A 26,976-nucleotide genomic window follows, 5' to 3' on the forward strand; every position below is an offset into this window, starting at 1 on the left:
GTAAACAATTGTTTACATCAGGAAAACACAACGTCATTTGATTCAGTCAGTCGGACAAATCCTGTCATATGAAGTGAATATGAGGTGGGGCATACAAGCTTTGAACGTATGAAGTGAGCGAACATCGAAAAGTAACATATACAATCATATATCATGACGATTTTGAAACATAGTGCAATAGTTTATTAAAATTAGGGTATATAGAGGATTGTAAAAGTAAAAAATAATATGCATGTTTCGATGCATAGACTTTTAAATTCTGATATCATAAGTTTTTACAATAAAATATAAATGATAAGTAGTCATATGCTTTATGCATATCGTTTGAGAAATTGGAGGGAAAACAATGTCGCTATTAGATTTACCAATCATGTTAGTCATCGTCATCTTCATTGCGTTCGGTGTCTTCAGTCAATGGCTGGCAGATAAGATTAAATGGCCATCGATTGTAGTGATGTCTATTGTTGGACTTCTCATTGGTCCGATCTTAGGGTTAGTCAACCCACAAGAAACGTTAGGTGAAGATGTCTTTTCACCTATGGTCTCGCTCGCGGTAGCGATTATTTTATTTGAAGGTAGTAGTAATCTTGATTTTAGAGAATTAAGAGGCGTCTCCAAAGCAGTCAGCCGGATTATCACGGTCGGTGCAGCGATTGCATGGTTGCTTGGCGCTGTCGCACTACACTATATTTTAGATTTCCCTGTAGAAATCTCACTCGTATTAGGTGGTTTATTCTTAATCACAGGCCCAACCGTGATTCAACCCCTATTAAAACAAGGTAAAGTACGGAATAGTATCGACTCGATCTTACGTTGGGAAAGTATCATCCTCGATCCAGTCGGTCCAATGGTCGCATTAACTGCATTCTATGTCTTTGATATCGTAGACAAAGGCTTTGCGTTAGAAACGATCTTTGGTTACATTCTTACATTGCTTATCGTTGTAGCAATCGGCTTATTAGCTTCTTACATATTTATGAAACTCGTGAAGCATGATAAGATTCCGCAAAACTTGATGCCACCGATCCAATTTGTGTTTATTTTACTCATCTTTGGTATCTGTGATGAAATCTTACCAGAGTCAGGATTGCTTGCTGTAACGATCTTTGGTTTAGCAATGGCACGTCTAAAACGTCACGACTTACTCTTCAAAGAGTCAGATCACTTTATTGATAATGCATCAACGATTCTTGTCTCAACGGTCTTTATCTTAATCACTTCTTCATTAACGTTAGACATTCTAAAAAGTGTCTTATCATGGCAACTCGTGGTCTTCTGTATCGTGATGATCGTGTTAGTCAGACCGATTTCTGTATTACTTTCAACAATCAAAACCGAAATTTCGCTACGTGAACGTCTCATGATAGGTATGATGGCACCAAGAGGTATCGTTGTGCTTACCGTAGCTCAATTCTTTGCAGGTTTATTCGTAGAAGATAATGCACCGATGGCAGAATTTATCATGCCAGTTACATTCGGGCTTGTCTTCGTGACCGTTGTCATCTATGGCTTTGGTTTCGTTCCATTGAGTAAAGCGATGGGGTTATCAAGTACAGAACCACCTGGCGTTATTCTTATTGGTGATAGCGAATTTTCATTTGAACTCGGCTCTAAATTACGTGAGCACGACATTCCAGTGATGATGTTCAGCCTATTCTCTAATACAAAAGAACGTGCGAAAAATGATGGCTTTGAAGTCTTCGAAGGTAACTTCTTATCTAGTAATGATCGTATTTACGCTGATTTAACACGTTATGATAAATGTCTATTGATGGCAAAATCATTCGTCTTAAACACATTGGCATTTAATGAACTTGTACCAGAGTTTGGTCTGAAAAATGTAGACATGATGCCGATTGCATTTAACGATGAACGTGCGCGTCAAAACATCAATGGACCCATTCAAAATCACATCTTGTTTGATCAAGAAATGACGGCGAAATGGTTCGATGATTTTGTGAAAGATCACGAAATCCAAGAAATTGCAGCAGATAAACAAAATCAATTAACGGACAATGATATGGTACTTTATCACATTGATGAAGAGAATACAGTCACATTAAAACGTAACAACACAAACTTCAATGATACTGAAGAAGGTACGATAGGTTACCTAAAAGATGCTTATAACAATTAAATTCTCATAGTAAAAAGAAAGCACCCGTCAAGTGAGCGACTAAGGCTCATTTGACGGATGCATTTTTGTGGTTTCCCTAAAACTAAATTAAAGGACACAAGTTGTGCTTATGAACAATCATTTATTAAAACTAATGAGGATATTACTGTTACTAAGTTAGAAGTAAGGATGTAAAATCGTGAGATTTTATAAAAATTCAAGAAATTATAGATAAAGCAAGATAAGAAAAAGCGACTCCACCCGAAAAATCGGATAAAGTCGCTTAGAAAGATTGCAGCACCGTCCGAGACTCCTGAGGCATCTAGCCGAAACTGAAAATCCATTTTGGCAAAATACATGAAATGATTTAAGGCGTTTTTTAATAGCCAAAATTAGTTGAAGTGAGGCGCCTAGGAAAGCGAGGACAGGTGAGCAATCTGTAGAACATCACTTAATATATCTACCATTAGGGTGGAGCGCTTTATTTTAAGAAGCGATCTTGCATCAATTCTTTTAAGATATCAATTTCTTGTTGAATGGCTTTACCTTTATTCGTATCTTTAATTTTTTTACGCTCTAGCTCTTTATCTACGACGCGACGTACAGATAATTCATCAGCCCCATTACGTAACACATTTTCTTTAGAGTTAAAGTGTTGGTGCGCAACGAGTTGCATACCGAATGAATTATATAACAGTGTATAACCTGCGATACCTGTAGTAGATTGATAGGCTTTAGAGAAGCCACCATCGATGACGAGCATTTTACCGTCAGCTTTAATTGGATTTTCACCATCGATTTCTTTGACAGGTGTATGACCATTGATGATGCGGCCTTGTTCAGGATCTAGACCAAAGTCTTTGAGCATTTTTTTACACATGTCGACATCTTCACGTAAATAATAGTAAGGATTTTTAATCTCTTTGTGTGCAGCTTTATCAGCGATGAAGTAACGTTCAAACGTCGTCATTGCGCGCTTACCAAAGAGTGATGAATATTTCCCTGTCCATAAGTACCATACGAGGTCAGTCGCCAAATCATCACCGACGTCTTTATGATTGAACGCATAACGCACGTAAGCTTCAAAGTGATCTAATAAATCACGGCCATAACGTTTTACGCCATCGATTTCCATGGATTCCATTTCACCATCTTCATTGACTGGGATACAGCCGTGAATTAACAGATTACCATTATAAGGTAAATAGAGTTTTCCTTTTTGCATCAAGAAGGTCATGTGACGTTTTAATTTTTCAGACTGTTGGACGGATAGGAGTAATTTATCGATGACTTCTTGTTCTTCTTCTGTGAGCGCAGTAGGATCATTAGGATCGACCGTTTGGAAACATGTATGTTCTAATGGATATGTTTTTCCATAAAGTGTTGCTGTGAGATTGTCATAGTCAATGCTTTCTAACACAAGACGGCTCTCCATATCAAAGCTCGGACGACGTTTGATGATTGGTGCTTCAAGTTTGAATTGAATCATCGCGATCGCTTGATGAATTTTAGTGATTTGTGCTTTTTCTTCTTCTCCTAAATCGTCGGCATGTTTTGGACGGAATGGATCGTTTGTACCGTCATAGTATTTTTCGGCTAATGTAAGTAACGGTCTTAGGTTAATACCATATGCATCTTCAATGATGTCTAAGTTGTTATAACGCGCACAGATGCGAAGTAAGTTAGCGAGACATACCTTAGAACCGGCATAAGCACCAATCCATAGCACATCGTGGTTCCCCCATTGAATGTCTACAGAATGATAGTTGATCAACGTTTCCATAATTTTATCTGGATCAGGTCCACGGTCGTAAATATCACCGACCACATGCAGATGATCGACAACGAGCTGTTGTACAGTAAAGGATAAACCAATGATGAGATCGTCTGATTGTTCTAATTCGACGATTTGATTCATCAACGTATTATAATAAGAAGATTTGTTGTTATATTTATTACTGTGATAGAGCAATTCTTCTATAATAAAGACATAGTTTTTAGGTAATGCTTTACGTAATTTCGTACGTGTATATTTAGATGAAGCATATGTCACGAGTTTGATTAAACGGTGAATGGTTTCAATGTACCATTGGTTTAACGCATCTTTCGTTTTGATATCACTTTTGACGAGGTTGATTTTTTCTTCAGGATAATAAACCAACGCCGCAAAGTCATTGATTTCTTGTTCGCTTAACTCGTCGTGGAAAATGTCAGAGATTTTTTGACGTACATTGCCTGAACCATTACGTAACACGTGTTGGAAGGCGTCATATTCTCCGTGTAAGTCACTGACAAAGTGCTCAGTACCTTTAGGTAAGTCGAGGATTGATTTTAAATTAATAATTTCTGTAGCGAGCGCTTCTTCATTATCAAATTGTTTAGCTAGTAAATCTAAATATCTGCTTTTTAATTTGTTCGATGACGGCATAGTCATTTATCGTTCACTCCATCTTTTGTAATTTTCTCTATATCATCATGTGTAGTAAAACGCTTACACATAGATCAGATCAATTCCAACATATCATAAAATATGAGCAATTGTGTACAAGTATGTTTTGATATAATAGTAAAAGTGTCATCATGAATGATGCTTAAAAGCGAATCGTTATGTTACTCAAATATGTAAAAATCTAAGTGTAACACTTGTTTTAATAGATTAAAGGAGTAAATTGTTCATATTTTCACAAATGTAGCAATAGAAGTTCGATCAATTTTTGATGTAGAAAGATAAAATATATGCAAAATAACTCATTAATTCACATAAGTATATAATAATTCACTGTGTAAGGGTTTAAAAGTATCTGAATTTTTGTATAATATATGATGTAACTAATTCATAGACGGATCATACATTGGTGTAAGAAGTAAAAGCGTAAATCAGTATAAACAATCACTAATCATAAATCGTTATCAAGGGGTATGCGTTTAAATAAACGATGAATTAAACACACCAATGTTTAGTTACATTTATGTTGCTGGAGGCTTAACAATACGAGGGAGAAGTTCCAGTATACATAACTAAAGGGAGAAATTTCTATCAATATGGAAGGATTAACTCGATAAGGGGAGTTAATCCTTTTTTTATTTGTTTATCGTAAAGTTAGAATTATTCTACTTTTAAATGTTGTAAAACTTAGTAAAATAAATTCCTTTAATTATACAATGAGCAGAAAAATGTATAACTGACAGGGCTAAATGGTTAGCTAGTACATAAAATAGTTTCATTATTCACTAATTATAAAAATGTTATTGTAACCGATTTCATTATGTGCTAATATCAAGTGGATCCAAACAACTTAAGTTGATATTTAGGCTATCAGGAAAGAAGGAAACACTATGACACATAAGAGAACAAAGGTACGTTGGTTTTTTATGGCTGCATTTTTCATCATTGGCGTCATCGCTTATATGGATAGATCAAACATCTCTATTATAGCGGCTCCGATGATGGAAGATTTACATTTAACCAAAACGCAATTTGGTTTATTAGCATCATTCTTCTCACTAGGATATGCGCTCATGCAAGTACCGTCAGGATTTTTAGCGGAAAAATTTGGACCGAGAAAATGTTGACGATTTCCCTGGTTTGGTGGAGTGCATTTACGATTTTAACAGGTTTAGTGAAAAATCATGGTTTATTATATACAGTGCGATTCCTCTTTGGTGTAGGGGAAGCACCGATGTATCCTTCAAACGCAGTATTTAACTCATTTTGGTTTGCGAAAAATGAAAAAGGACGTGCATCAAGTGCGTTACTCGCAGGTTCATACTTTGGACCCGTTATCGCACCAGTAGTAACGATTGCCATCGTTAATATGTTCGGTTGGCAAGCCGTGTTCTACATCTTTGGTTTTGTAGGGATTATCATTGCACTATTATGGTTCATCATTGCGAAAGACTTACCAGAGCAACACCGCATGGTCAATGAAGCAGAGAAACAATACATTATGGCAGAGCGTGACGTCATTCAAACGGATAAAGCGACTGCGCCATGGTCTTTATTCTTCCAACGTTTCAGTTTTTATGCGATTGCGGCTCAATACTTTGTAGTTCAGTTTGTCGTTGCACTCTTTTTAATTTGGTTACCGACTTACTTAACAGAGCAGTATCACGTGAAATTAACGGATCCTGATATGGCATGGGCGGCAGGTGCACCATGGATAGCGATGTTCGTCCTCATCATGCTTGGTGGTATGATTTCAGATAAAATTTTACAAGCAGGTAAATCTCGCTTCGTCGCACGTGGCTCGATCGCAATTACAGGCTTTGTCGTATTTAGTATTGCGTTATTTATGTCTGTACGTTCAGAAGATTTAGTGATTAACATTCTGTGGTTGTCATTATGTTTAGGCGGTATCGGTATTTCAACAGGCATGAGCTGGGCTGCAGCAACTGATCTTGGACGTAACTTTGCGGGCTCTGTATCGGGTTGGATGAACTTATGGGGCAACATAGGTGCTTTATTAAGCCCGTTATTAGCTGGGTTCTTAGCAGATCGTCTCGGTTGGACGCTCACACTTCAATTAATTATCATTCCAGTTGTTTTTGCGATTATCATGTGGTTGTTTGTTAAACCGGATAAACCATTAATCGTAGAAAAACATAAATTAAAATAGTTTGAAATGCGCACATGTGCAGTTGAATCAGTTGATGATTGACCAGCACGTGTGCGTTTTATATTTTCAAAAAGGAAGGGAAGATAGCTGTTATATTCAACCTATGAAGAAATTCGACAACCGTTGTATAATACTAAATGAAAGTAAGAAGTACTGTAAATTATGGGAGATGAAGAAATGTTATATCAACATGGCACGTTAGCTGATTTAATGGCAGGTATGTTACAAGGGACAGCCTCTATCAATGATATTTTAGCGCATGGAGATTTAGGTATTGGGACATTGTCTGGTTCTGACGGAGAGGTCATCATCCTGGATGGTAAAGCATATCATGCAAATGCAGCGGGTGAATTTAAAACATTAACAGGAGAATTATTAACGCCGTTTGCTACAGTCGTTCCGTTTCAAAAGGATTCACAATTTGAAGTGGAGAGTGAGCAAGCTTCTGATGCATTACAACAAGCGATTCTCGATCAAGCGAAAAGTAAAAATCTTTTCTTAGCGGTAAAAGTCACAGGTCAATTTAAAGATATAAGTGTACGCATGTTACCGAAACAAGAACCACCCTATACACGTTTGAAAAACTCTGCTGAGCAACAACCAGAATTTACTAAAACAGACATGAAAGGAACCATTGTTGGCTTTTATGCGCCACAACTCTTCCACGGTATTGCTTCAGGTGGATTCCACTTACATTTTATTGATGACGATAAAACATTTGGCGGACATGTGTTAGACTTTAATATACAATCTGGTACAGTTGAACTTCATCATATTGAAACATTAGAACAACATTTTCCAATCGATGATCCAACATTTTTAGAAACGGATATCGATTATGATCATATTTCCGAGGAAATTAACGAAGTCGAATAAATTGAGACCATGCTCAAATGAACCGATTCGAGTTTGAACAGAAACAGCAAGTGGGGTTGAAGTGGTTGCGTTAAAACATGTGAAACCACGGTACCCGCTAAACTAAAGAGAGAAAGAAGGTTCAAGTTGAAAAAGTATTTGCAAGCATTACTCCAATTTAACGCGAGTAAAGTAGACATCAATAAAGGGATAAGACAGATGTTATTAATGCTTGTACCACTTTTTATTGGTTATTTTAGTGATCATTTTTCAACGGGATTATTAGTAGCCACAGGTACGTTGGCACACATCTATGTCTTTGGTGGTCCCTTACGTTCAAGATTAACCACCGTTGTACTATGTAGTATTGGCTTTTCTCTAGGAATGATGCTGGGCACGTTAACGGTCGATGAACCCATCATCTTTGGGATCTTGTTACTGATCTTTGCAGTAGTGCCGTATTATATTTTCAGCACGTTAAACATCCCAGGTCCTTCTTCGATATTCTTTATCGTATCACTCAGTTTACCGATCAATTTACCTCATGCGCCGGATGAAGCGTTATTCAGAGGTTGTGCGATGCTCTTTGGGGGCTTCTTAGCGACAGTTGTCGTGCTCTTAACCGTTTATTTTTCTAGAAATGCTGGCGAGTTCAAAGCAGTACAGAACGATTATAATATGTTAAAACAACTGATATATAATTTCGATGATCCTAATGCATTTATGGAAGTGTCTCGTTTAGCTGTCGATAGCTTCCGTCGATCCGATAAAGCATTGGTGACATTTTCAGCATCGCATTCAAGTGAGCCGAATGGTTTTCAACGGTTGCTGTTATTACATAATTTAGCACAAGCCATCCATTCAGAGTTGCTTGATTTGAATGAAAACGGACATCGTCCATTGCCACCGATTATCAAAGAGATGATCGATTACGTCATCAAATTAGTCTATGGTAAAGGCGATATTCGTGCGCAATGGCAAAAAGAAGTACAAGTCGAGCCTGAATTTCAAATGTTGGTGAACCACATCTTTAAAGTGGACGAAATGATGCGTGTCAGTGATGAACGAATCAAGCATGAAATGGATGTGCGTTTACCTATACATGGACAAACACTATTGCAGAATTTAAGTTTAGAGTCTTACAAATTTAGAAATACGTTGCGTTACATTGTCATTATGGCGGTTTCGATTATAATCGCACTCATGTTTGATTTTGACAAAGCATATTGGATTCCAATCAGTACGCATACCGTATTGCTCGGCTCATCTACGTGGCACAGCTTTGAACGTGCAGGTTCCCGTGGCGTTGGAACCATTTTAGGTGTCCTCGTATTATCAGTCGTATTACTCTTCTCACCTCCTATTCCTGTCGCGATTATTTTACTTGCCGTCGCAGCAGGACTTACAGAAATGATCGTAGGTGCGAACTATTTCTATGCAGTCATTTTCATCACGATCCAAGTGCTACTCTTAAACGGTTTAGCATCTGGTAACTTAACTATTCTTAACGCCTTACCGCGCTTAATCGATGTCTTTGTGGGTATCGTCATCGCTGTGATAGGTGTGATGATCTTAGGTCGTAAAACGGCGTCTTCTATGATTCCGAAAACGATTGTCGATGTGATTCGAGAAGAAGCGGTGCTCTTCCATTACTTATTTTCAACAGATAAGATGGGGGAACAACCATTTGATAAACACGAATTGCTTCACTTAAGCATTAAAATCAGTAATATGCTTGAAGTGTACAACAGTGCTAAAGGTGAGCTCTTCAGCAAGGAACGCTATATTCAAGCTTATTACGCCAACATTCATGCGTTAGAAGAACTGAGCTTGATGCTCTCACGGGCGATGTACAACGATAAGCGTAAAACGATTGATGCAGAACCGATGGGCCAATATTTGCTCGTGTTCGAAAATCTCGCGAAATATTATGAACGCGGACAACAACTCACGCAACAATCGTTACCTGCCTTACCACAATATGTATATATCAGAAATGCACTACTTCATATGCAACATAATTGTTTATCAGCGATGCATAAAAATTAAGCATATCGCGCATATAACAAAAGCGGTTGAACGACTTGATGTTTCAAAGTCTTCAACCGCTTCTTTTCGTTTATAAAGTTAGGACAACATTTGCCCTGAGCATCCAACCATTTATTCATCTGAGGACTGTGCTTCATTCAATTCATTATATCTTTCTTTCTGACGGTAACCATACGTGCTTTCGAGAATGAGTTCGGTGTTGTTTAAACCTGCACCAATGGCACCCGCAACTGTTGAAATAGAGGCTGCGAACCAGCCTAAGTTAATATAATCGACGACACCAGCTGCTTCATTTAATTCAAGTGCAGCGCCGAGATAGCTTGATGGTAACACAATTACCGCTGTCAGTAAGAAGAGACAGAACAGAATCACAAAATAAATTAACAGTGATACAAACAACGTCATGAGTGTTGTGAGGTTGTATAACATGGTAATCCGTTTCTGACTACTATCGCGAAGCGGTTCCCATAAATCGTGCGCGATGACGATCCAAATCATCATCCCAAATATCGCCACACAAGAAATGATAAAGAGCCGCCATTCACTGTATACATAGCTTAAGTTCCACATGGTTGTGAAGACAATCCCAAATGCACCTGTCGTAAATGCGATGGCGAGCACACTGCTTAAACCACTCATCATAGTCAGTGGATTGTTCGCAAACGTCATGCCACTAAGCAAGCGAATCATACCGTTTAATTTAGATGAAACGATATAGCGTTTATGGGTAGAACCCGTATCGTTTAAATAGTCTTCTTCTTGGTTGATGGATGTTAGTGGAAATTGACGTGAGAATCGCTTACTACTTTTCGCATCACTTTCTTTTTCACTGTGGTCGGCTTTTAGTGCTGGATGAGGGTTATCTGTATTAAAGTCTTTGATGATACCAATCGTTGTTTGTAACAGTCTTTTTTGCATAAGTCGCCATCCATAAGCAGGAATTGAAACGACACTGGCGCCATTTTCTTTATTAATATCAATCGCAATCACTTTGTCATCTTTAAATAAAGGAAGATCAGTCATCGCGATGGTATAATCCCATTCATTTTCTTTTTGGTAATCGGAAATCTTTTCAAAGATAGGGGTCAGATGTTCTGCAGAACCAGTGAGCGGATCGACGTTGGTATGAATATCCCAAGTGACTTGATCACTGATTTGGTCTTTTAACGCATCAGGTAAATTTGTTTCTAAGTTTGTTGCTACACGTGCGGGGACACCTGGTGCTGCGACGATACCAATTGAAATCGTTTGATTACTCATCTTCCTCCTCCTTATCATGTGATTGTTTATTACCTTCATAGTTTTCATCGTCATCTTCTGCTTCGTGTTGACTGTCTTCTTCTTTTTCTTCTTGTTGTTCTAGTGTTTCATATCTAAAGTATTGACGATAAGAGTAAGTGACACGTTTAATTTTATCTGCACTTTCTACCGCAGAACCCATCGCACCGGCAAGGATACCGAGAGATGTTACAAACCAGATTAAATGGAAATAATCCCCTGCAGTTGGATTGTTGAGCTCAAGTGAGGTCCATCCTGCAAAGAGTGATGCGGGGACGAAGAGCAAGATACTAAACGTAAGTAGTACAAAGAGTGCTAGATAGTTTAAAAAGGTAATAATGGTTAAGGTCGTGAGCGTTGTAAAGTTATAAACATAACGGTATAAACGTTGTGTTCTAGGGTTAGGTGGTTCCCATAAATGATAAGCATAAATTAACCAGCCGACCATACCGAAGATTGAAAGTAAGGTCAGTAAAATAAAACGCCAATAATCATAATGGAGACTCAAGTCCCACGGCGTTGAAAAGATCGAAATATATGTCCCTGTAGCGAAGGATACAGAAATAATTTTTTTGAAATCAAAGATAGCAGTCCACGGTTCATTTGCCAAGGTCATGCCTGTAATTAAATGTAACCAACCTAAGATCGTCGATTTAACAATCAATCGTGTTGTTTCATCTTCATTTTCATCATCACCTTTAGGTTGTACCTCAATCACTCTCGAAAGTTTATGATGTTTCTTTATGAGATGTGGTAGTTCATCTTGATCGTGGTATATATAACTGACGATACCTGTAATCAAGTCTCGAAGTTTATTTTTTAGGTTCATCACCCCTAAAGCAGGTAGCGATAACATTGCGGTTTGGGAAGCTTTGTTGATATCACAGATAACCGTTTTCGTTGAAGAAATACTTGGTAAATCTGTAATACAAATAGCGAAGTCCCAGTCCTCTGATTTACGGATATCGATGGCGATATCGATCGCTTTATCAACATGTTCTGCTGTACCGATGATGGAAGCAACATATTGAGAAAACCGCCAGTTCACTTCATCATCGACATGATGTGCCATTTCAGAACCGAGATGATCAATGATTTTAGAGACCATTTTTTGCGGCATATCAGGAGATGGGATGAGACCTATGGTGATGTCTTTACTCATATAGACCTCCTTTTGAACATATGATGATATCATTCCCATAATTTCCCTAAATCATATTAGTTAAATCATAATTTAAAGGTAAAAATTTACATTGTACATATATTTATATTTCATATAATGTTTTTGATTTATTATTTCAGGAAAACAAACTTGCAGCAAGCCTAAAATGCAGGGTTTATCGTAACGCGAAGAGTGGTAAACGACAATTAAGAACTGGATGAAAGGATGATCGTAAATGCCTTGGACAATGGATGACTATCCACAAAGTTGGAAGAACATGGATAAGTTAGAGCGTAAAAAAGCGATTGATATTGGGAATGCCATGCTTAAAGATGGTCACAGTGAAAATGATACAATCCCTATCGCTACGAAACAAGCTGAAAGTTGGTACAAGGATGCCAGTGACTCTGAGCTTAAAGAATTAAAAAATAAGAAAATCACTCAGCACGATGATAATCAATCATCCGATCCTTCATTAGACGATCGTGATGTACATGTATATTACGAAGATAGTAAATGGAAAGTAAAAACCGACCAAGCATCACAAGCGACAGACAGCTTTGATAAAAAAGAAGATGCGATGAAACGTGCCCGCAACATTGCAGATAACAGAGACACTGAAGTGATTGAACATAAAAAGAATGAATCATAATCGGCTTTCATGACAAGCGGCATTCATTTCGTTAAGCTTCATAACTCAGCAGAGACGGGTTTAACGAGTGCGTATTGCCGAGGGTCTTAAAAACGTATTTCTTGATCATACTCAATCAGGAATACGTTTTTTGTGTTTTATGATCTAGCTTCATGACTTTTGGCTGGTTTCTGGATCAAGCAATCATACTGTTTATGCGTTAAATAAAGTTATTACGGCGTATTTTTAAGGATTCCAATGACATACGAGAAATAGAGGAGGAGACGTATGGATTATATTAACATCAAAGGTGCGGTGCAAAATAATTTAAAGGATATTGATTTGTCTGTACCTAAGCATTTAATTAGTGTATTTACCGGACGTTCAGGTTCAGGAAAATCATCACTCGTGTTTAATACGATTGCGGCTGAATCTGAACAATTACTGAACGAAAGTTATTCGAGTTACATACAGTTTCACTTAAACCAACAACCAAGACCGGATGTGAAAGAAATTCAAAACTTACCGGTAGCGATGACGATTAGCCAACAACGCTTTAATGGTAATTCACGTTCAACAGTCGGTACCGTATCTGATATTTACGCTTCAGTACGGTTATTATGGTCACGGATAGGGGAACCATTTGTTGGTTACTCTGATGCCTTTTCATTTAATAGTCCGAGTGGCATGTGTGAAACATGTGAAGGCTTAGGCTACATTGAAGATATCAACTTAGATGAATTACTCGATTGGGACAAATCACTGAATGAAGGCGCGATTGACTTCCCATCGTTCGGGCCAGATAAAGAACGCGGTAAAGCCTATCGTGACAGTGGTTTATTTGATAATGATAAAAAATTAAAAGACTACACAGATGAAGAGTTGCATTTATTTTTATATCAAGAACCGATGAAATTAGAGAATCCGCCTAAAGAGTGGCGTAAATCAGCAAAATATGTGGGACTCATTCATAGATTTAGTCGTATCTTTTTAGGGGATAAAGAATTCAACAAAAAACGCTATGCAAAACATTTAAAACATGTCGTGACGAATAAAGTGTGTCCAACATGTCATGGTCAACGACTCAATCAAAAAATGCTAAGTTGTAAGATTAATGGCTATAATATTTCTGATTTTACACAAATGACCATTAAAGAAAATATTGATTTCCTTAAAGAATTAGACGATCCTACGGCGAAATACATTATTGAACCTCTTCTTGAACAACTAGAAGCATTAGATTATATCGGACTTAGTTATCTCACATTAGATCGTGTAACGACGACATTATCTGGTGGGGAAGCGCAACGACTCAAATTGATTCGTCATCTGAATAGTCCACTGTCCGATCTCGTTTATATCATCGATGAACCAAGTGTGGGTCTACATCCGGAAGATATTGCGAAGATCAATGAAATCTTACAATCTCTAAAAGATAAAGGGAATACGGTACTGATTGTAGAACATGATCCCGATGTGATTAAAGAAGGGGATTACGTCATAGATATGGGACCAGGTTCAGGTACTGACGGCGGTCAAATTACGTTTGAAGGCACGTATGATGACTTGCTTGAATCTGATACAGCGACTGGCCGTGCACTTTCAGAAACACATCATCTCAAAAAAGAGGTACGTGAGCCTCAAGGTTATTATGAACTCGGCCCCATTACCGAAAATAATTTAGAAGAAGTTAAGGCCTCTATTCCGAAAGAGACATTAACCGTGTTAACAGGGGTTGCAGGTTCAGGTAAGAGTACGCTCGTTAAAGCAGGATTTAGAGACGACGATGACGTCATCTTTATGAGTCAAAAAGCATTACAAGGGTCTAGCCGTTCCAATCTCATGACGTATTTAGGCATCTTTGATCAGGTGAGAAGTTTCTTCAGTAAACAAACAGGTTTGAAAAAAGCGATGTTTAGTTATAACTCTAAAGGCGGTTGCCCAAATTGTGGTGGTAAAGGTTATGTAAAAACAGAACTTGCCTTTATGGGTGACTTTTCACAAACTTGTCCGGTATGTCACGGTAAGCGTTATAAAGATGAAGTATTAGAAGCGAAAGTAGATGGCTATTCTATCGCAGATGTACTTGATTTAACGGTAAAAGAAGGTCTATCATTCTTTGAATCGCATAAAGATATTCACCGTGTGTTAGATTCAGTCGCAAAAACAGGCCTAGGTTATATGTCACTTGGTCAACCACTCTCTACATTTTCAGGTGGGGAAATCCAACGCGTGAAATTAAGTCAGTACTTGATAGAAGATCATGAGAATAAAGTCTTTGTCTTTGATGAACCAACGACAGGCCTACACGAAGCGGATATTCCATTATTAATGGATCGTTTCAATGATTTAATAGAAAATCATAATACGGTCATCCTCATCGAACATAATCTATCTACGATGTGTGAAGCGGACTGGGTGATGGATATCGGACCAGGTCCAGGTTTAGAAGGAGGTAACGTCCTCTATAGTGGTACACCGAAAGACTTTATTAATGAAGCAGATACGTTAACGTCTAAGCACTTGAAACGTTACGTGGAAGCATAAGAGTAAAAGCATATCTAATCGATGTAAGGGGTGACGGTAGTCATCCCTTTTTTAATACAAAAAAGTGGCCGTTGCAACACATCATGCGTTGCAACGACCACGCTTCTTTGATCTATATCCATTGAAGTATTATTGATTATTGATATATGTTGTTAATAATTTAATGTAGTAATCAATAAAGTCTAGGTAAGTGTCTTTTTTAACATTTTCATCTACTTGGTGTGGTGTACTACCAGGTCCAAGCATTAAGAAAGAGAAGTCTTCGTCTTTACCTCTGAGTAAGTTTGAAGCATCTGTAACCCCTACAGTAGGTGTGATAATGATTTCTTCATCGAACATGTCACTTGCGATGTCGTGACCTGTTTTAATGAGGTCATTGTCACCAGTTGTAAGTACGGGATCTAAGTCTAAGAACATTTCTGATTTAAGATCGCCACCTTCGTCATTGACTTTATCAAGGTGTTTTTGGAACAGTTCTTTTACTTTGTCATTATCAAATTCAGGTACGGTACGTACGTTAAATTCAGCTTCTGCAACCTCAGGAATTGAGTTAACTTGGTTACCACCTTTAATGACTGTATTGTTAAGAACTAAGCCTGAAACGACGCTTTCGATAACATCATCATCAATGTCGTCACGACCTTTTTCTTTAGCTAAATCAAGCAGTTTTGAGAAGTCCATTTTTTCAAATTTAATATCTTTAGATGCTTCTTGATAATCTTTGTCGATGGCTTGAATGAAGTCGATTAAAGGTTTGATTGCATTTTTACCAAGGATAGGCATTGAACTATGAGATGCCAGACCTTTTGAAGTGATGCGGAAGTCCATAGAACCTTTATGTGCGTAAACAAGAGATGTTTCTGATGGTTCAGCGATGATCAGCGCGTCTACATCATCCATATAACCATTTTCGTAAAGTTGTTGAGAACCTGTTTGTTCCATTTCTTCTCCAGCAGTTGCTAAGAATTTAATGGTACCTTTTTCGAGTGCATCACTTTCTTTGATTTCAATCATTGCGATGGCAAGTGCGGCTAAACCTGATTTCATATCAGCAGAACCGCGGCCATAGAGGTAACCGTCTTTTTCGGTTAATTCAAATGGTGGGTGTTCCCAATCGTCTTCATCACCAGGATCAACAACGTCCATGTGACCAGAAATAGCAACGACAGGTTCACCTTCACCGATTGTGGCGATTAAGTTTGCACGTTTGTCGTTAATTTTATCGATTTCAGTATCGATATCATGTTTTTTGAATAGGTCTTGTAAATACTCTGCAACTTCGATCTCGTTATCGTTAACCGTTTTAATACCAACGATATCAGATAGGATTTCAACTTTCTCTTCTTTAGAAAATTTACTCATAGTCATCTACCTTTCTTCTTCAGAAATTATTTCACTTGCGTTTTCACTATTGAACATTATGGTTAGATTGTTTTTTCTCTTTAATGAATGCTGAAAGGATAAATCCAATAACGATTAAGATGGTTGTAAAGATGAAGGCAGCATCGACACCGCGAACGGTTGCTTGTTGCATCACTTCTTCTTTTGTACCGCTTGGATTTCCGTGTTCTACAAACATTCTTGAGAATACAGACATAACCGTAATACTAATAGCTGTACCCATAGCACCGGCGATAATTCTTAATGAATTCATGATTGCAGTACCATGAGAAAGTTCATCGTTGTGTAATGCGTTAAGTCCAGCTGTATTTAATGGCATCATGATGAGCCCAACAGAGAACATGCGGATCGCATAAATCACAACAACGTACCAATAAGGTGTGTCTACAGTTAAGAAAGAATGTAGTATTGTCATAATCGTTAATAGTGTAAATCCTGGAATGATTAACACTTTCGCACCAAATCTGTCATAGATTTTACCCGTATAGACAGAAATAAATGCATTGACAATTGCACCAGGTAGTATAACTATACCCGATAGCAAAGCAGATAAACCTAAGCCATCTTGTATATAGATTGGTATGAGTAAAGCAGGTCCAACAATACCGATGAATACGAATGTTGTACCGATTGAAGAAAGTGTAAATGTTTTGTTTTTGAAAATATCCATTTTAAGTAATGGTGTATCCATTTTGAGTTGTCGTAAGACGAAGATCGTGATGATGATAACCCCAACGATGAATGTAATATATACTAAAGGAGATTTAAGGCCGAGTTGACCTACACTACTAAATGCATAAAGGACGAGTCCGAAACCAAATGTTGAATAAACAACTGAAATTTTATCGAGACTGATAGCTTTTGTTTCGCCTTTATTTTGAACGAAGAGTGCACCGATAACAAATGCGAGCAGTGCAATCGCTGCTACGATGAGGAATGGCATTCTCCAACTAAAGTGATCGATGAGAAGACCGGTAACAGTAGGCCCAATAGCCGGAGCTGATTGTGCAACGATACCTGTAAGTCCCATCGCGAAACCACGTTTTTCAACGGCGAAGAGGGTGAATACAGTAAATTGCATTAAAGGTAATAACACACCAGCGCCGACCGCTTGAATGACACGCGCAGTCATTAGGATGGCGAAGTTAGGTGCGAATGCAGAGACAATTGAACCGAGCACAAACGTAGCCATAGAGAAGATGTATAACGCACGGGTTGTATATCTTTCCATGAAGAATGCTGTGAGTGGAATCATGATTCCGTTAACGAGCATAAAGCCTGTGATCAACCACTGAGCCGTAGTTTCAGTGATGTTCATTTCTTCAGTGATGACGGGCAGAGCAGTGTTCAATATTGTCTGGTTTAACATTGCGACAAAGGCACTGACAAGCATGACAGTGACAATTATATTTCTTTTCGATTTTGTCATAGTGTTTTCCGACATATCAGATGCTCCTTTTTTAAAAATAATACTGATATATTTTATCACTTAAAGTTGCTAAAGCAAACTATTTTAAACAATAAATAATTTTTATATCTTTTACCTTGAAATAATATTTATAAAAGGAATAGCATATGGAAGTGTGATATTATATAACATTTAAAATTCGGAGTGAAATGTAATGAGAAACAAAAGAAATGTCAAAAATGGGAGCACATTGCTGATAGGAATTGTGCTCAGTGTTTTAACGTTTTGGTTGTTTAGTAATTCATTATTAAATGCAGCACCAAAGATTCAACAAGATTTCGATAGTAGTGGCAGTACGATTAACATTGCAATCAGTATAACGGCACTCTTTGCAGGTATGTTTGTCGTTGTAGCTGGTAATTTTTCCGATAAGTATGGCTATGTCAAAATGGTTTATATCGGTCTCGCACTCAACATTATCGGTTCATTATTCGTGGTCATTGCCCCTGGCGTCTTCATATTAATTATTGGACGTGTAATCCAAGGGCTTTCTGCAGCGGTCATCATGCCGTCTACACTTTCATTAATCAAAGCCTTTTTTGATGAAGAGAAGCGGCAGATGGCACTCAGTTATTGGTCTATCGGCTCATGGGGTGGTGCTGGCGTCGCATCATTTTTAGGAGGACTCGTTTCATCAACAGTAGGGTGGAAATGGATCTTCGTCATCTCTATCGTGCTATCTATTCTTTCTATGTTGCTAATTAAAGGGACACCTGAAGCGAAAGCTTCGCAATATCAGCATCAAAAAATTGATTTTGTCGGTACTGTGATTTTCATCGTCATGATCTTTAGCTTGAATTTCGTCATTACGCAATCATCTCAGTATGGTCTGTTATCCTTCACCATTCTCGGCGCATTTGGCACATTTGTCATTGCAGGTCTTCTCTTTATATTAGTAGAAGTGAAAAAACAACATCCGCTGATTGATTTTAAATTACTGGCTAATAAAGGTTATACCGGTGCAACGGTATCCAATTTCTTAATGAATGCGGTCGCAGGGACACTCATTGTCGGTAATTCATTCGCTGAAGAAGCGCTAGGCTTCAATGAATTTCAGTCGGGTGCTTTAACAATTACATATTTAATCACGGTCATTGTCACTATTCGTATCGGTGAGAAGATTCTCCAACATTTAGGTGCGAAAAAACCAATGGTCATTGGCAGTATCTTGAATATGTGCGGGATCTTATGTATTTCTTTCGTCTTTTTACCACCTGTCGCTTATGTCGTCAGTTGTGTGATTGGTTATTTCTTATACGGTTTAGGTCTAGGATTTTACGCAACACCATCAATGGATACTGCGCTTGAAAATGCACCAGATGAAGAAGTCGGCATGGCATCAGGTATTTATAAAATGTCTTCTTCACTCGGTAATGCATTTGGTGTCGCTCTCTCAGGTAGTCTGTATGCAATCGGGAAATCCATTTCTGATGCTTATTTAGGTGCGACATTTGGATTTTATCTGAATGTAGGCATTGCGTTACTCACATTCATCTTACTTCAACTGTTAATACCTAAAGCGACACAGATGAAGCAAAACTAACTCAGTGATCGTTATTTAAAACAACTAGCTTTATTCTAGTCACATCAACACAAGCATATAAAAAAGGTAGCGTGTCAAACACTGTAAGGGAAAATGGACTCCCTCACAATGCTTGGACATGCTACCTTTTATTTTGATTTAAAGCTCATGCATTACGCATGGGCAGGTTGGTATGTGAATATCGTTTGTGTCGTCTTACTGATGAGCTGTGCACTATGAATACGGCTTGGTATGCCGCTTGTCGGACGTAAGATATCTAAATCTAACAGTGCTTTCATATTGTCTCGAACGACGGTTTCGCTAGGTACAGTGATAATGTTTGGCAAACTCAATTTGATCTGTTTATTGGTGTGATCAGTGAAAATTAATTCCAATGTTTGGTTCATGCTAAATCCCTCCTTAGTTAAGTTCAGTTGTACGTGTGACTTGAATCGACTCAAATTTTTCGTCGACTAAAAGTTCAATGATTTGTTTGAAAGCTTTCATTGAATTTTGGCTTACATTGGGGTTGAGTTGGGTAAAACGTCTACGAGACGTTACGGCTTTACCCTCCTCGTTCACTTTGGTCTGAATTAAAGTCAATGCGAGTTGTTCTGCTTGGTTCATTGTAATGACCTCCTTTCACTTTATATATCGAAAGTGATGATGAAAGGGGTTAAATATAAATGAGATAATATGTAACACTTTCATGTTACTTAAATGTAGTTTATTATTGTTTATGGAACGTATATGATAGGGGTGATTATATGAATCAAGTCAATCCCATTCGAGACATGAATGAAATTAAGGCGATGTATGAGGTGTTACGTGCGAGATCCCAACGTGATTATTTATTTTTTAAATTCGCCATACATACAGGTGTAAAGTTGTCTGAATTATTACATTTAACGGTCAAAGATTTAAAAAATGATTCCGGAGAGATCAAATTGTATTGGGTAGAGCCCCATGCGGCTAACATCCACATTATGTTTCCGGAAGATTTACGTGAAGAACTTTCGCAATACATCTCACATGAACAGTTAAATGATTGCGATTTGTTGTTCCAATCCAATCGGACACATCACTGTCTATCTAGACAACAAGCATATCGTATTATACGTGCTGCCGCTGCTGATATTGGCATGTTACATATCGGTTTAACGACCTTACGTAAAACGTTTGCTTATCACGCATATCAATCGGGTATATCAATATCTATTATCCAAAAATATTTGGGCCATCAAACTACAATAGAAACAATGAAATTTATTGGTATATCGAAAAAAGCAAGTCTCACGACGATTGCTTTAAACCTATAACAAAGGAGGCGTGAATGAGCTTGATTTACCTATTTATAGCGATTATCGCTATCATATGTCTCGTGTTACTCACACTGAGTCATACTAAGTTAGCACGTTACGCTGGTTGGCTTGCATTAATTGCTCCAGTCATTGCTTCTGTATACTTCTTAGTGCAAATTCCAAAAGTACTCCAGGGTCATTTCACTACGATTAAAATTCCTTGGGTCGCAGCACTAGATGTCAATATCGACTTCAGGCTAGACGGGTTGAGTTTATTATTCGGCTTACTCATTTCAGTTATTGGGGTTGCTGTATTTTTCTATGCAACACAGTATCTTTCAGCAGATGAAGATAATTTGCCTCGTTTCTACGCTTATCTATTGCTCTTCATGTTAAGTATGCTAGGGGTTGTAACCTCAAACAATACGATTTTAATGTACGTCTTTTGGGAATTAACAAGTGTTTCTTCCTTCTTACTTATTTCTTATTGGTATAGTAAAAATGATAGTCAATATGGTGCCATGTTATCGTTCGTCATTACTGTATTAGGTGGTTTGGCTATGTTAGCCGGCTTCATGATGATCTACAGTGTGACAGGAACAAATACGATTACTGAAATTTTAGCTCAAAAATCTGAGCTCGCACATGATCCATTATTCATACCAATCATTATTATGTTATTACTTGGTGCATTTACTAAATCACCACAATTTCCATTCCATGTATGGTTACCTAAAGCGATGGCTGCACCAACTCCGGTCAGTGCTTATCTACACTCTGCAACCATGGTTAAAGCAGGGATATACTTACTACTCAGATTCACACCGGTATTAGGTCTCAGTGATTTCTACATATATGTTGTGACTTTCGCAGGTCTCATCACAATGATGTTCGGTGCCGTGAATGCCATCCGTCAATATGACTTAAAAGGTATTCTTGCATACTCTACAATCAGTCAGCTCGGTATGATCATGTCTATGGTTGGACTCGGCGGTGGATTTGCACAACACACATCAGATGGACTCGCAAGTGCTTATGCATTCATCTTATTCACAGCATTATTCCATCTCTTCAACCATGCGATTTATAAATGTGCACTCTTCATGGGTGCCGGTATCGTGGACCATGAAACAGGTACACGTGATATTCGTAACTTATCAGGTTTAAGAAAAGTATTACCTATCACACATATCGTGATGTTACTCGGTGCACTCTCAATGGCAGGTATTCCATTCTTGAATGGTTTCTTAAGTAAAGAAATGTTCTTTGATGGCTTAGTCAATGCGACTGAGTTACCACAGTTTGGCACAATCTTAACTGTAATCATTGCTGCTATTGGTGTCATCGCAAGTATCTTTACATTGATTTACGGTGTACATTTAGTGAAAGAAACGTTCTGGGGTGACTATGACAAAGCTGATATCCCGAACGATCATGTACATGAACCGAAATTATTCGTCTTACCTTCAGCCATTTTAGCAGTGCTCATTCCGGTCATCTTCTTCATACCAAATGTATTTGGAGATGCAGTGATTCTGCCAGCGTTACGTGGTATGACAATCGGTTCAGCCGTCGATCAGTATGCGCCACACATTTCACAATGGCACGGCGTCAACTTACCATTAATCTTAAGTGTCATTGTCATCGTTGTTGGTTTCATCGCTGTACTTTCTATCGATTGGAAACGCATCGCAGACAAATTCCAACGCGGTTCTCTTACATCCGGTTATGCTAGCATTTATCGTTTGTTTGAACATAATTCTGGTTATGCCGTTCGTGTTTTAATGAACAACCGCTTAAACCATTACATTATCGTGACGCTATTAATTTTCATGGCACTCGTCGTATACGGTGTTATTCGAACAGGCATGCCTCACTTACATCAAATTCACATCGGTGAGTTTGGTCCACTAGAAGTAATCATTACGATTGTCGTATTCATTCTAGGTATCGCACTGATCTTTATCCGTCAACGTCTCACAATGGTTATCTTGAACGGTATTATTGGTTATGCGGTTATCATCTTCTTCATCGTGATGAAAGCACCAGACTTAGTGCTTACGCAACTCGTGGTTGAAACGATTACGACAATGTTATTTATCGTCAGCTTCTCACGCTTACCAAACGTACCGCGTAGTAATGTGAATAAACGACGTGAAACAATCAAGATTATCGTATCACTCATCATGGCATTAACCGTCGTCTTCCTTATCTTTGTCACACAACAAAGTGATTCAATCGGTACTATTTCAACGTTCTATCACAAAGCGGATGAACTTGCAGGCGGTAAAAATATCGTCAACGCCATCTTAGGTGACTTCCGCGGATTCGATACAATGTTTGAAACCTTAGTATTGATTATTGCAGGATTAGGTATTTATACGTTACTTAACTTTAAAGATCGGAGGGGTCAAGATGAAAGAGAATGATGTTGTCTTAAAAACGGTAACGAAAATTGTCGTCTTTATCTTATTAACATTTGGTTTCTACGTGTTCTTTGCAGGACATAACAATCCAGGTGGTGGCTTTATTGGAGGACTCATCTTCAGTTCGGCATTCCTACTCATGTTCTTGGCCTTCGATGTGAAACAGGTTCTCCTTTCATTACCTGTTGATTTTAGAATTTTAATGATCATCGGCTCATTGATTACTGTCGCAACGGCTGTCGTTCCGATGTTCTTCGGTAAACCGTTCCTTTACCAAACAGACGCACACATTGATTTGCCGTTATTAGGCGATTTACACGTGACAACCGTGACGCTCTTTGAATCAGGTGTCTTACTCACAGTCGTCGGCGTCGTTGTAACCGTCATGTTGTCGATCAGTGGTGGTCGCTCATGAATATGATCTTGTTATTGGTGATTGGTTTCTTAGTATTTATCGGAACGTACATGATACTATCAATCAATCTCATCAGAATTGTCATCGGGATTTCCATTTACACTCATGCAGGGAACCTCATCATTATGAGCATGGGTCATTATGGTCAACATATGTCGGAGCCGTTGATCGCTTCGGGGAAACAATACTTTGTGGACCCGTTACTCCAAGCTTTAGTGTTAACAGCGATCGTTATCGGATTTGCGATGACAGCCTTTCTACTCGTGTTAGTTTATAGAACTTACCGTGTAACGAAAGAGGATGAAATCGATGTACTGAGAGGAGCGGATGACAACGATGAATAATCTATTAATCTTACTCATGTTGCTCCCGATGCTCGGTGCACTATTACTTGTATTTATTCGTAAACGTAATCTCTTATCACGTATTTTATCTGGCGGGGTCATGGCTGTTACAACAATACTCGCGTTGTGTTTATTGATTTACGTCATGAATCATAAACCGCTCGTGTTAGACTTTGCGGGATGGCGCGCACCGTTTGGGATTCAATTCGTTGGTGACCCATTAAGTCTCTTACTTGTTACAACATCAAGCTTTGTGGTCACAATGATTATCGCTTATGGGTTTGGCCGTGCTGAAAAACGTGCCATTCGTTACTACTTACCAAGCTTTATCTTATTCCTAACCGTCGGAGTGATTGGTTCATTCTTAACTGCAGACTTATTTAACCTTTATGTTATGTTCGAGGTTATGCTCCTCGCATCATTCGTATTGGTTACGTTAGGACAATCAGTTGAACAATTGAGAGCAGCCATCATTTACGTCGTATTAAACATACTCGGTTCTTGGTTGCTACTACTCGGTATCGGTTTACTTTATAAATTAACTGGTACATTAAACTTCTCACATGTAGCACAACGTATCAGTGAGTTAAACGATAATCGTACTGTACTCATCATTTCAATGGTCTTCTTAGTTGCATTCGCTTCTAAAGCAGCATTGGTTGTGTTCATGTGGTTACCGAAAGCATATGCGGTATTAAACACAGAACTTGCTGCACTCTTCGCAGCATTGATGACAAAAGTTGGGGCATATGCCCTTATCCGATTCTTTACTTTAATCTTTGATAGCTATGCAGAAATTACACATCCATTACTCGTGTTCTTAGCTTGCTTAACAATGATTATTGGTGCCTTTGGTGTCCTTGCCTATAGAGACATTAAGAAAATCGCAGCTTACCAAGTTGTGTTATCCATCGGATATATTATTCTCGGACTCGGTTCCCATACATTTGAAGGAGTTAACGGTGCGATCTTCTACCTTGTCAACGATATCATCGTCAAGACACTGTTGTTCTTTATCATTGGTGCATTGGTGTACATGACAGGTTATCGACAATACCGCTCGCTCTACGGTTTAGCGAGAAAGGAACCGTTCTTCGGTGTTTGTTTCTTTATCATGATTCTCGCAATCGGTGGTGTGCCGCCATTTAGTGGTTTCCCAGGAAAACTTTATATTTTCAACGGTGCGATCGAAAATGGCAACTACATCGGTTTAGCGTTACTCATCATTACAAGCTTAATTGCGATGTATTCCCTCTTTAGAATCTTCTTCGTCATGTACTCTGGTGATGAAGAAAATGGTAAAGAAATCCAATACAATCGCATCCCAAGATGTCGTAAAGGTGTCATTGGTGTCATTGCAGGCGCTGTCGTATTACTCGGTATTTTCGCACCTGCAGTATTCAAAGTGACTTCTGAAGCGACACACTTAAACTTGGATGATGGTGTTTATGAACAAACCGTCAACCCGCACTTAGTTAAGGAGGATGATAGACAGTGAGACAAGTCGTATTAAATATTGTTATTGCTTTCTTATGGGTCCTCTTTCAAGATGAAGATTCGTTCAAATTGACGACATTCTGTGCGGGTTATCTCATCGGTTTACTCGTAATCTATATTCTACATCGCTTCTTCGGACAAGAATTCTACATAAAAAAAATATGGGTTGCGATTAAGTTCTTAGCTGTTTATTTGTATCAGCTCGCTACATCTAGTATTTCGATCATTACTTATATTTTATTTAAAACGAATGATATGAACCCAGGATTAGTGACTTATGAAACAGATTTAGAAAGTGATTGGGAAATCGCGTTCCTCACAATCTTAATCATTATCACACCAGGGTCAACGGTGATTCGTATTTCTAAAGAAAATAAAAAATTCTTCCTCCATGCGATCGATATTTCTGACCAGGAGAAAGAAAAATTGTTGAGTAGTATTAAGCAATACGAAAATCTCATTCTGGAGGTGACACATTAATGGAAGCACTCACGAATTTCTTTATCACTGCAGCAGCGATTATCTTTGGTATTGCTTTGTTCATCACGTTATATCGGTTGATCAAAGGACCTACCACTGCAGACCGTGTCGTAACTTTCGATGCGACAAGTGCTATCTTGATGTCACTGGTAGGAACGTTAAGTATTATCTTTAAAACCGTCTCTTTCTTGGATTCCATCCTGTTAATCGCGATTATTTCGTTCGTAAGTACGGTGTCTATTTCGCGATTCATAGAAGGGGGGCACGTCTTTAATGGGAACAGTAAACGAAATCGTTAATTTGATTGCGTCCTTTATGATCTTCCTCGGAAGTATTATCGCATTGATTAGTTCAATCGGACTCGTGAAATTCCATGACGTCTTTTTACGAAGTCACGCCGCAACGAAAAGTTCGACGTTATCCTTACTACTTACATTAGTAGGTGTTATCGTGTTCTTCATTTCATACCAAGGTTACTTTAGTGTACGTATGATTTTAGCATTGGTATTCATCAACTTAACTTCTCCAGTCGGTGGACACTTGATTTCACGTGCAGCTTATCGCACAGGGGCTTACATGTATCGTAAATCAGATACAACCCAACAAGTGAATACCTTGAGAAGTAATTCCGATACGAATTCTTTCGAACAACTGAAACGACGTGCACTAGAAAGAGAATCACTACGTCAACAATACAGTAAGAGTACAAATCAAAGTAATCAAGACTAGAATGATAAATGAATAAAAGATTTATAGAAAGCATTGGGATGTCATTTACGCAGTTTAAAGCGTGAAGACGTCGCAATGCTTTCTTTTTTGTTTGAAAATGAGCGTTCAATCAAGATTAGAAAAATGCTATAACCATACG

Annotated in this window: 21 protein-coding genes and 1 pseudogene; 15 read left to right on the forward strand and 7 right to left on the reverse strand. The window is 38.3% G+C overall.

Annotation, left to right across the window (positions count from 1 at the left end):
- Positions 1–346: 346 nt before the first annotated feature.
- Entirely contained in the window at positions 347–2,137 is a 1,791-nt protein-coding gene (locus APS80_RS09555; protein ID WP_059108032.1) for a cation:proton antiporter, read from the forward strand.
- Between the two features lie 460 nt (positions 2,138–2,597).
- Here the strand turns inward: APS80_RS09555 and APS80_RS09560 are convergent, their stop codons facing one another.
- Positions 2,598–4,550: a fructose-bisphosphatase class III gene (locus tag APS80_RS09560; protein ID WP_059108033.1), complete on the reverse strand. Its 1,953-nt coding sequence runs from the start codon at positions 4,548–4,550 to the stop codon at positions 2,598–2,600.
- A 902-nt stretch (positions 4,551–5,452) separates the two neighbouring features.
- Here APS80_RS09560 and APS80_RS09565 point away from each other — a divergent pair.
- The 3 genes and pseudogenes from APS80_RS09565 to APS80_RS09575 all read left to right on the forward strand — a co-directional run bounded on the left by APS80_RS09565 (position 5,453) and on the right by APS80_RS09575 (position 9,636).
- A pseudogene (locus tag APS80_RS09565) lies at positions 5,453–6,732 on the forward strand (pyruvate MFS transporter).
- Positions 6,733–6,894: 162 nt separating this feature from the next.
- On the forward strand, positions 6,895–7,608 hold the full coding sequence (budA, locus tag APS80_RS09570; RefSeq protein WP_225309973.1) for an acetolactate decarboxylase: 714 nt from the start codon (positions 6,895–6,897) through the stop codon (positions 7,606–7,608).
- Between the two features lie 126 nt (positions 7,609–7,734).
- The gene (locus APS80_RS09575) at positions 7,735–9,636 is read left to right on the forward strand and encodes an FUSC family protein (RefSeq protein WP_232234371.1); all 1,902 of its coding nucleotides are present in this window, start codon (positions 7,735–7,737) and stop codon (positions 9,634–9,636) included.
- Between the two features lie 111 nt (positions 9,637–9,747).
- On the opposite strand, the gene APS80_RS09580 is transcribed toward APS80_RS09575, so the two are convergent.
- Positions 9,748–10,896 (reverse strand): hypothetical protein, encoded by a 1,149-nt coding sequence (locus APS80_RS09580; RefSeq protein WP_059108034.1) that lies wholly within the window; start codon positions 10,894–10,896, stop codon positions 9,748–9,750.
- Positions 10,889–12,076 (reverse strand): hypothetical protein, encoded by a 1,188-nt coding sequence (locus tag APS80_RS09585; RefSeq protein ID WP_059108035.1) that lies wholly within the window; start codon positions 12,074–12,076, stop codon positions 10,889–10,891. Before APS80_RS09585 ends, APS80_RS09580 begins: the two co-directional genes overlap by 8 nt.
- 235 nt (positions 12,077–12,311) lie before the next feature.
- Here APS80_RS09585 and APS80_RS09590 point away from each other — a divergent pair, with 235 nt between their 5' ends.
- Both APS80_RS09590 and APS80_RS09595 read left to right on the forward strand, forming a co-directional pair.
- Positions 12,312–12,728 (forward strand): DUF2188 domain-containing protein, encoded by a 417-nt coding sequence (locus APS80_RS09590; protein ID WP_059108036.1) that lies wholly within the window; start codon positions 12,312–12,314, stop codon positions 12,726–12,728.
- Between the two features lie 267 nt (positions 12,729–12,995).
- A complete protein-coding gene (locus APS80_RS09595; RefSeq protein ID WP_059108037.1) occupies positions 12,996–15,254 on the forward strand; it encodes an ATP-binding cassette domain-containing protein in 2,259 nt (752 codons plus the stop codon).
- Between the two features lie 129 nt (positions 15,255–15,383).
- Here the strand turns inward: APS80_RS09595 and APS80_RS09600 are convergent, their stop codons facing one another.
- The gene (locus APS80_RS09600) at positions 15,384–16,616 is read right to left on the reverse strand and encodes an ArgE/DapE family deacylase (RefSeq protein WP_059108038.1); all 1,233 of its coding nucleotides are present in this window, start codon (positions 16,614–16,616) and stop codon (positions 15,384–15,386) included.
- Positions 16,617–16,662: 46 nt separating this feature from the next.
- The gene (locus APS80_RS09605; protein WP_059108039.1) at positions 16,663–18,099 is read right to left on the reverse strand and encodes an MDR family MFS transporter; all 1,437 of its coding nucleotides are present in this window, start codon (positions 18,097–18,099) and stop codon (positions 16,663–16,665) included.
- A 178-nt stretch (positions 18,100–18,277) separates the two neighbouring features.
- Here APS80_RS09605 and APS80_RS09610 point away from each other — a divergent pair, with 178 nt between their 5' ends.
- Positions 18,278–19,666 carry an MFS transporter gene (locus APS80_RS09610; protein ID WP_059108040.1) on the forward strand — a complete coding sequence of 463 codons (1,389 nt, stop codon included), beginning with the start codon at positions 18,278–18,280 and terminating at the stop codon, positions 19,664–19,666.
- Between the two features lie 152 nt (positions 19,667–19,818).
- Here APS80_RS09610 and APS80_RS09615 read toward each other — a convergent pair whose 3' ends face one another.
- Together APS80_RS09615 and APS80_RS09620 are read right to left on the reverse strand one after the other, a co-directional pair.
- Complete coding sequence (locus APS80_RS09615; RefSeq protein WP_059108041.1) at positions 19,819–20,052, reverse strand: DUF2922 domain-containing protein; 234 nt, start codon at positions 20,050–20,052, stop codon at positions 19,819–19,821.
- Between the two features lie 13 nt (positions 20,053–20,065).
- Positions 20,066–20,272, reverse strand: a complete 207-nt coding sequence (locus tag APS80_RS09620) for a DUF1659 domain-containing protein (protein ID WP_059108042.1) — start codon at positions 20,270–20,272, stop codon at positions 20,066–20,068.
- A 140-nt stretch (positions 20,273–20,412) separates the two neighbouring features.
- Here APS80_RS09620 and APS80_RS09625 point away from each other — a divergent pair, with 140 nt between their 5' ends.
- From APS80_RS09625 to APS80_RS09660, 8 genes are read left to right on the forward strand one after another with little or no spacing between them, the layout of a single operon-like run.
- Positions 20,413–20,964 carry a tyrosine-type recombinase/integrase gene (locus tag APS80_RS09625; protein ID WP_059108043.1) on the forward strand — a complete coding sequence of 184 codons (552 nt, stop codon included), beginning with the start codon at positions 20,413–20,415 and terminating at the stop codon, positions 20,962–20,964.
- A gap of 14 nt (positions 20,965–20,978) precedes the next feature.
- Positions 20,979–23,375, forward strand: a complete 2,397-nt coding sequence (locus APS80_RS09630) for a DUF4040 family protein (RefSeq protein WP_059108044.1) — start codon at positions 20,979–20,981, stop codon at positions 23,373–23,375.
- Positions 23,362–23,787, forward strand: a complete 426-nt coding sequence (gene mnhB2 / locus APS80_RS09635; RefSeq protein WP_059108045.1) for a Na+/H+ antiporter Mnh2 subunit B — start codon at positions 23,362–23,364, stop codon at positions 23,785–23,787. Before APS80_RS09630 ends, mnhB2 begins: the two co-directional genes overlap by 14 nt.
- Complete coding sequence (gene mnhC2, locus APS80_RS09640; protein ID WP_059108046.1) at positions 23,784–24,131, forward strand: Na+/H+ antiporter Mnh2 subunit C; 348 nt, start codon at positions 23,784–23,786, stop codon at positions 24,129–24,131. Before mnhB2 ends, mnhC2 begins: the two co-directional genes overlap by 4 nt.
- Positions 24,124–25,629 (forward strand): Na+/H+ antiporter Mnh2 subunit D, encoded by a 1,506-nt coding sequence (gene mnhD2 / locus APS80_RS09645; RefSeq protein WP_059108047.1) that lies wholly within the window; start codon positions 24,124–24,126, stop codon positions 25,627–25,629. The genes mnhC2 and mnhD2 overlap by 8 nt, the downstream gene beginning before the upstream one ends.
- Positions 25,626–26,108: a Na+/H+ antiporter Mnh2 subunit E gene (gene mnhE2, locus APS80_RS09650; RefSeq protein WP_059108048.1), complete on the forward strand. Its 483-nt coding sequence runs from the start codon at positions 25,626–25,628 to the stop codon at positions 26,106–26,108. Before mnhD2 ends, mnhE2 begins: the two co-directional genes overlap by 4 nt.
- Positions 26,108–26,407: a Na+/H+ antiporter Mnh2 subunit F gene (gene mnhF2, locus APS80_RS09655; RefSeq protein WP_059108049.1), complete on the forward strand. Its 300-nt coding sequence runs from the start codon at positions 26,108–26,110 to the stop codon at positions 26,405–26,407. The genes mnhE2 and mnhF2 overlap by 1 nt, the downstream gene beginning before the upstream one ends.
- On the forward strand, positions 26,382–26,837 hold the full coding sequence (locus APS80_RS09660; RefSeq protein WP_059108050.1) for a Na+/H+ antiporter subunit G: 456 nt from the start codon (positions 26,382–26,384) through the stop codon (positions 26,835–26,837). The genes mnhF2 and APS80_RS09660 overlap by 26 nt, the downstream gene beginning before the upstream one ends.
- The last annotated feature ends 139 nt before the right edge of the window (positions 26,838–26,976 follow it).

Origin of the sequence: Staphylococcus auricularis, assembly GCF_001500315.1 — a bacterium.
Lineage (GTDB): Bacteria > Bacillota > Bacilli > Staphylococcales > Staphylococcaceae > Staphylococcus > Staphylococcus auricularis.

Coding starts and splice junctions, on each gene's coding strand:
- APS80_RS09555 (WP_059108032.1), top strand. CDS start 347: ATGTCGCTATTAGATTTACCAATCATGTTAGTCATCGTCATCTTCATT.
- APS80_RS09560 (WP_059108033.1), bottom strand. CDS start 4,550: ATGACTATGCCGTCATCGAACAAATTAAAAAGCAGATATTTAGATTTA.
- budA (WP_225309973.1), top strand. CDS start 6,895: ATGGGAGATGAAGAAATGTTATATCAACATGGCACGTTAGCTGATTTA.
- APS80_RS09580 (WP_059108034.1), bottom strand. CDS start 10,896: ATGAGTAATCAAACGATTTCAATTGGTATCGTCGCAGCACCAGGTGTC.
- APS80_RS09585 (WP_059108035.1), bottom strand. CDS start 12,076: ATGAGTAAAGACATCACCATAGGTCTCATCCCATCTCCTGATATGCCG.
- APS80_RS09590 (WP_059108036.1), top strand. CDS start 12,312: ATGCCTTGGACAATGGATGACTATCCACAAAGTTGGAAGAACATGGAT.
- APS80_RS09595 (WP_059108037.1), top strand. CDS start 12,996: ATGGATTATATTAACATCAAAGGTGCGGTGCAAAATAATTTAAAGGAT.
- APS80_RS09600 (WP_059108038.1), bottom strand. CDS start 16,616: ATGAGTAAATTTTCTAAAGAAGAGAAAGTTGAAATCCTATCTGATATC.
- APS80_RS09605 (WP_059108039.1), bottom strand. CDS start 18,099: ATGTCGGAAAACACTATGACAAAATCGAAAAGAAATATAATTGTCACT.
- APS80_RS09610 (WP_059108040.1), top strand. CDS start 18,278: ATGAGAAACAAAAGAAATGTCAAAAATGGGAGCACATTGCTGATAGGA.
- APS80_RS09615 (WP_059108041.1), bottom strand. CDS start 20,052: ATGAACCAAACATTGGAATTAATTTTCACTGATCACACCAATAAACAG.
- APS80_RS09620 (WP_059108042.1), bottom strand. CDS start 20,272: ATGAACCAAGCAGAACAACTCGCATTGACTTTAATTCAGACCAAAGTG.
- APS80_RS09625 (WP_059108043.1), top strand. CDS start 20,413: ATGAATCAAGTCAATCCCATTCGAGACATGAATGAAATTAAGGCGATG.
- APS80_RS09630 (WP_059108044.1), top strand. CDS start 20,979: ATGAGCTTGATTTACCTATTTATAGCGATTATCGCTATCATATGTCTC.
- mnhB2 (WP_059108045.1), top strand. CDS start 23,362: ATGAAAGAGAATGATGTTGTCTTAAAAACGGTAACGAAAATTGTCGTC.
- mnhC2 (WP_059108046.1), top strand. CDS start 23,784: ATGAATATGATCTTGTTATTGGTGATTGGTTTCTTAGTATTTATCGGA.
- mnhD2 (WP_059108047.1), top strand. CDS start 24,124: ATGAATAATCTATTAATCTTACTCATGTTGCTCCCGATGCTCGGTGCA.
- mnhF2 (WP_059108049.1), top strand. CDS start 26,108: ATGGAAGCACTCACGAATTTCTTTATCACTGCAGCAGCGATTATCTTT.
- APS80_RS09660 (WP_059108050.1), top strand. CDS start 26,382: ATGGGAACAGTAAACGAAATCGTTAATTTGATTGCGTCCTTTATGATC.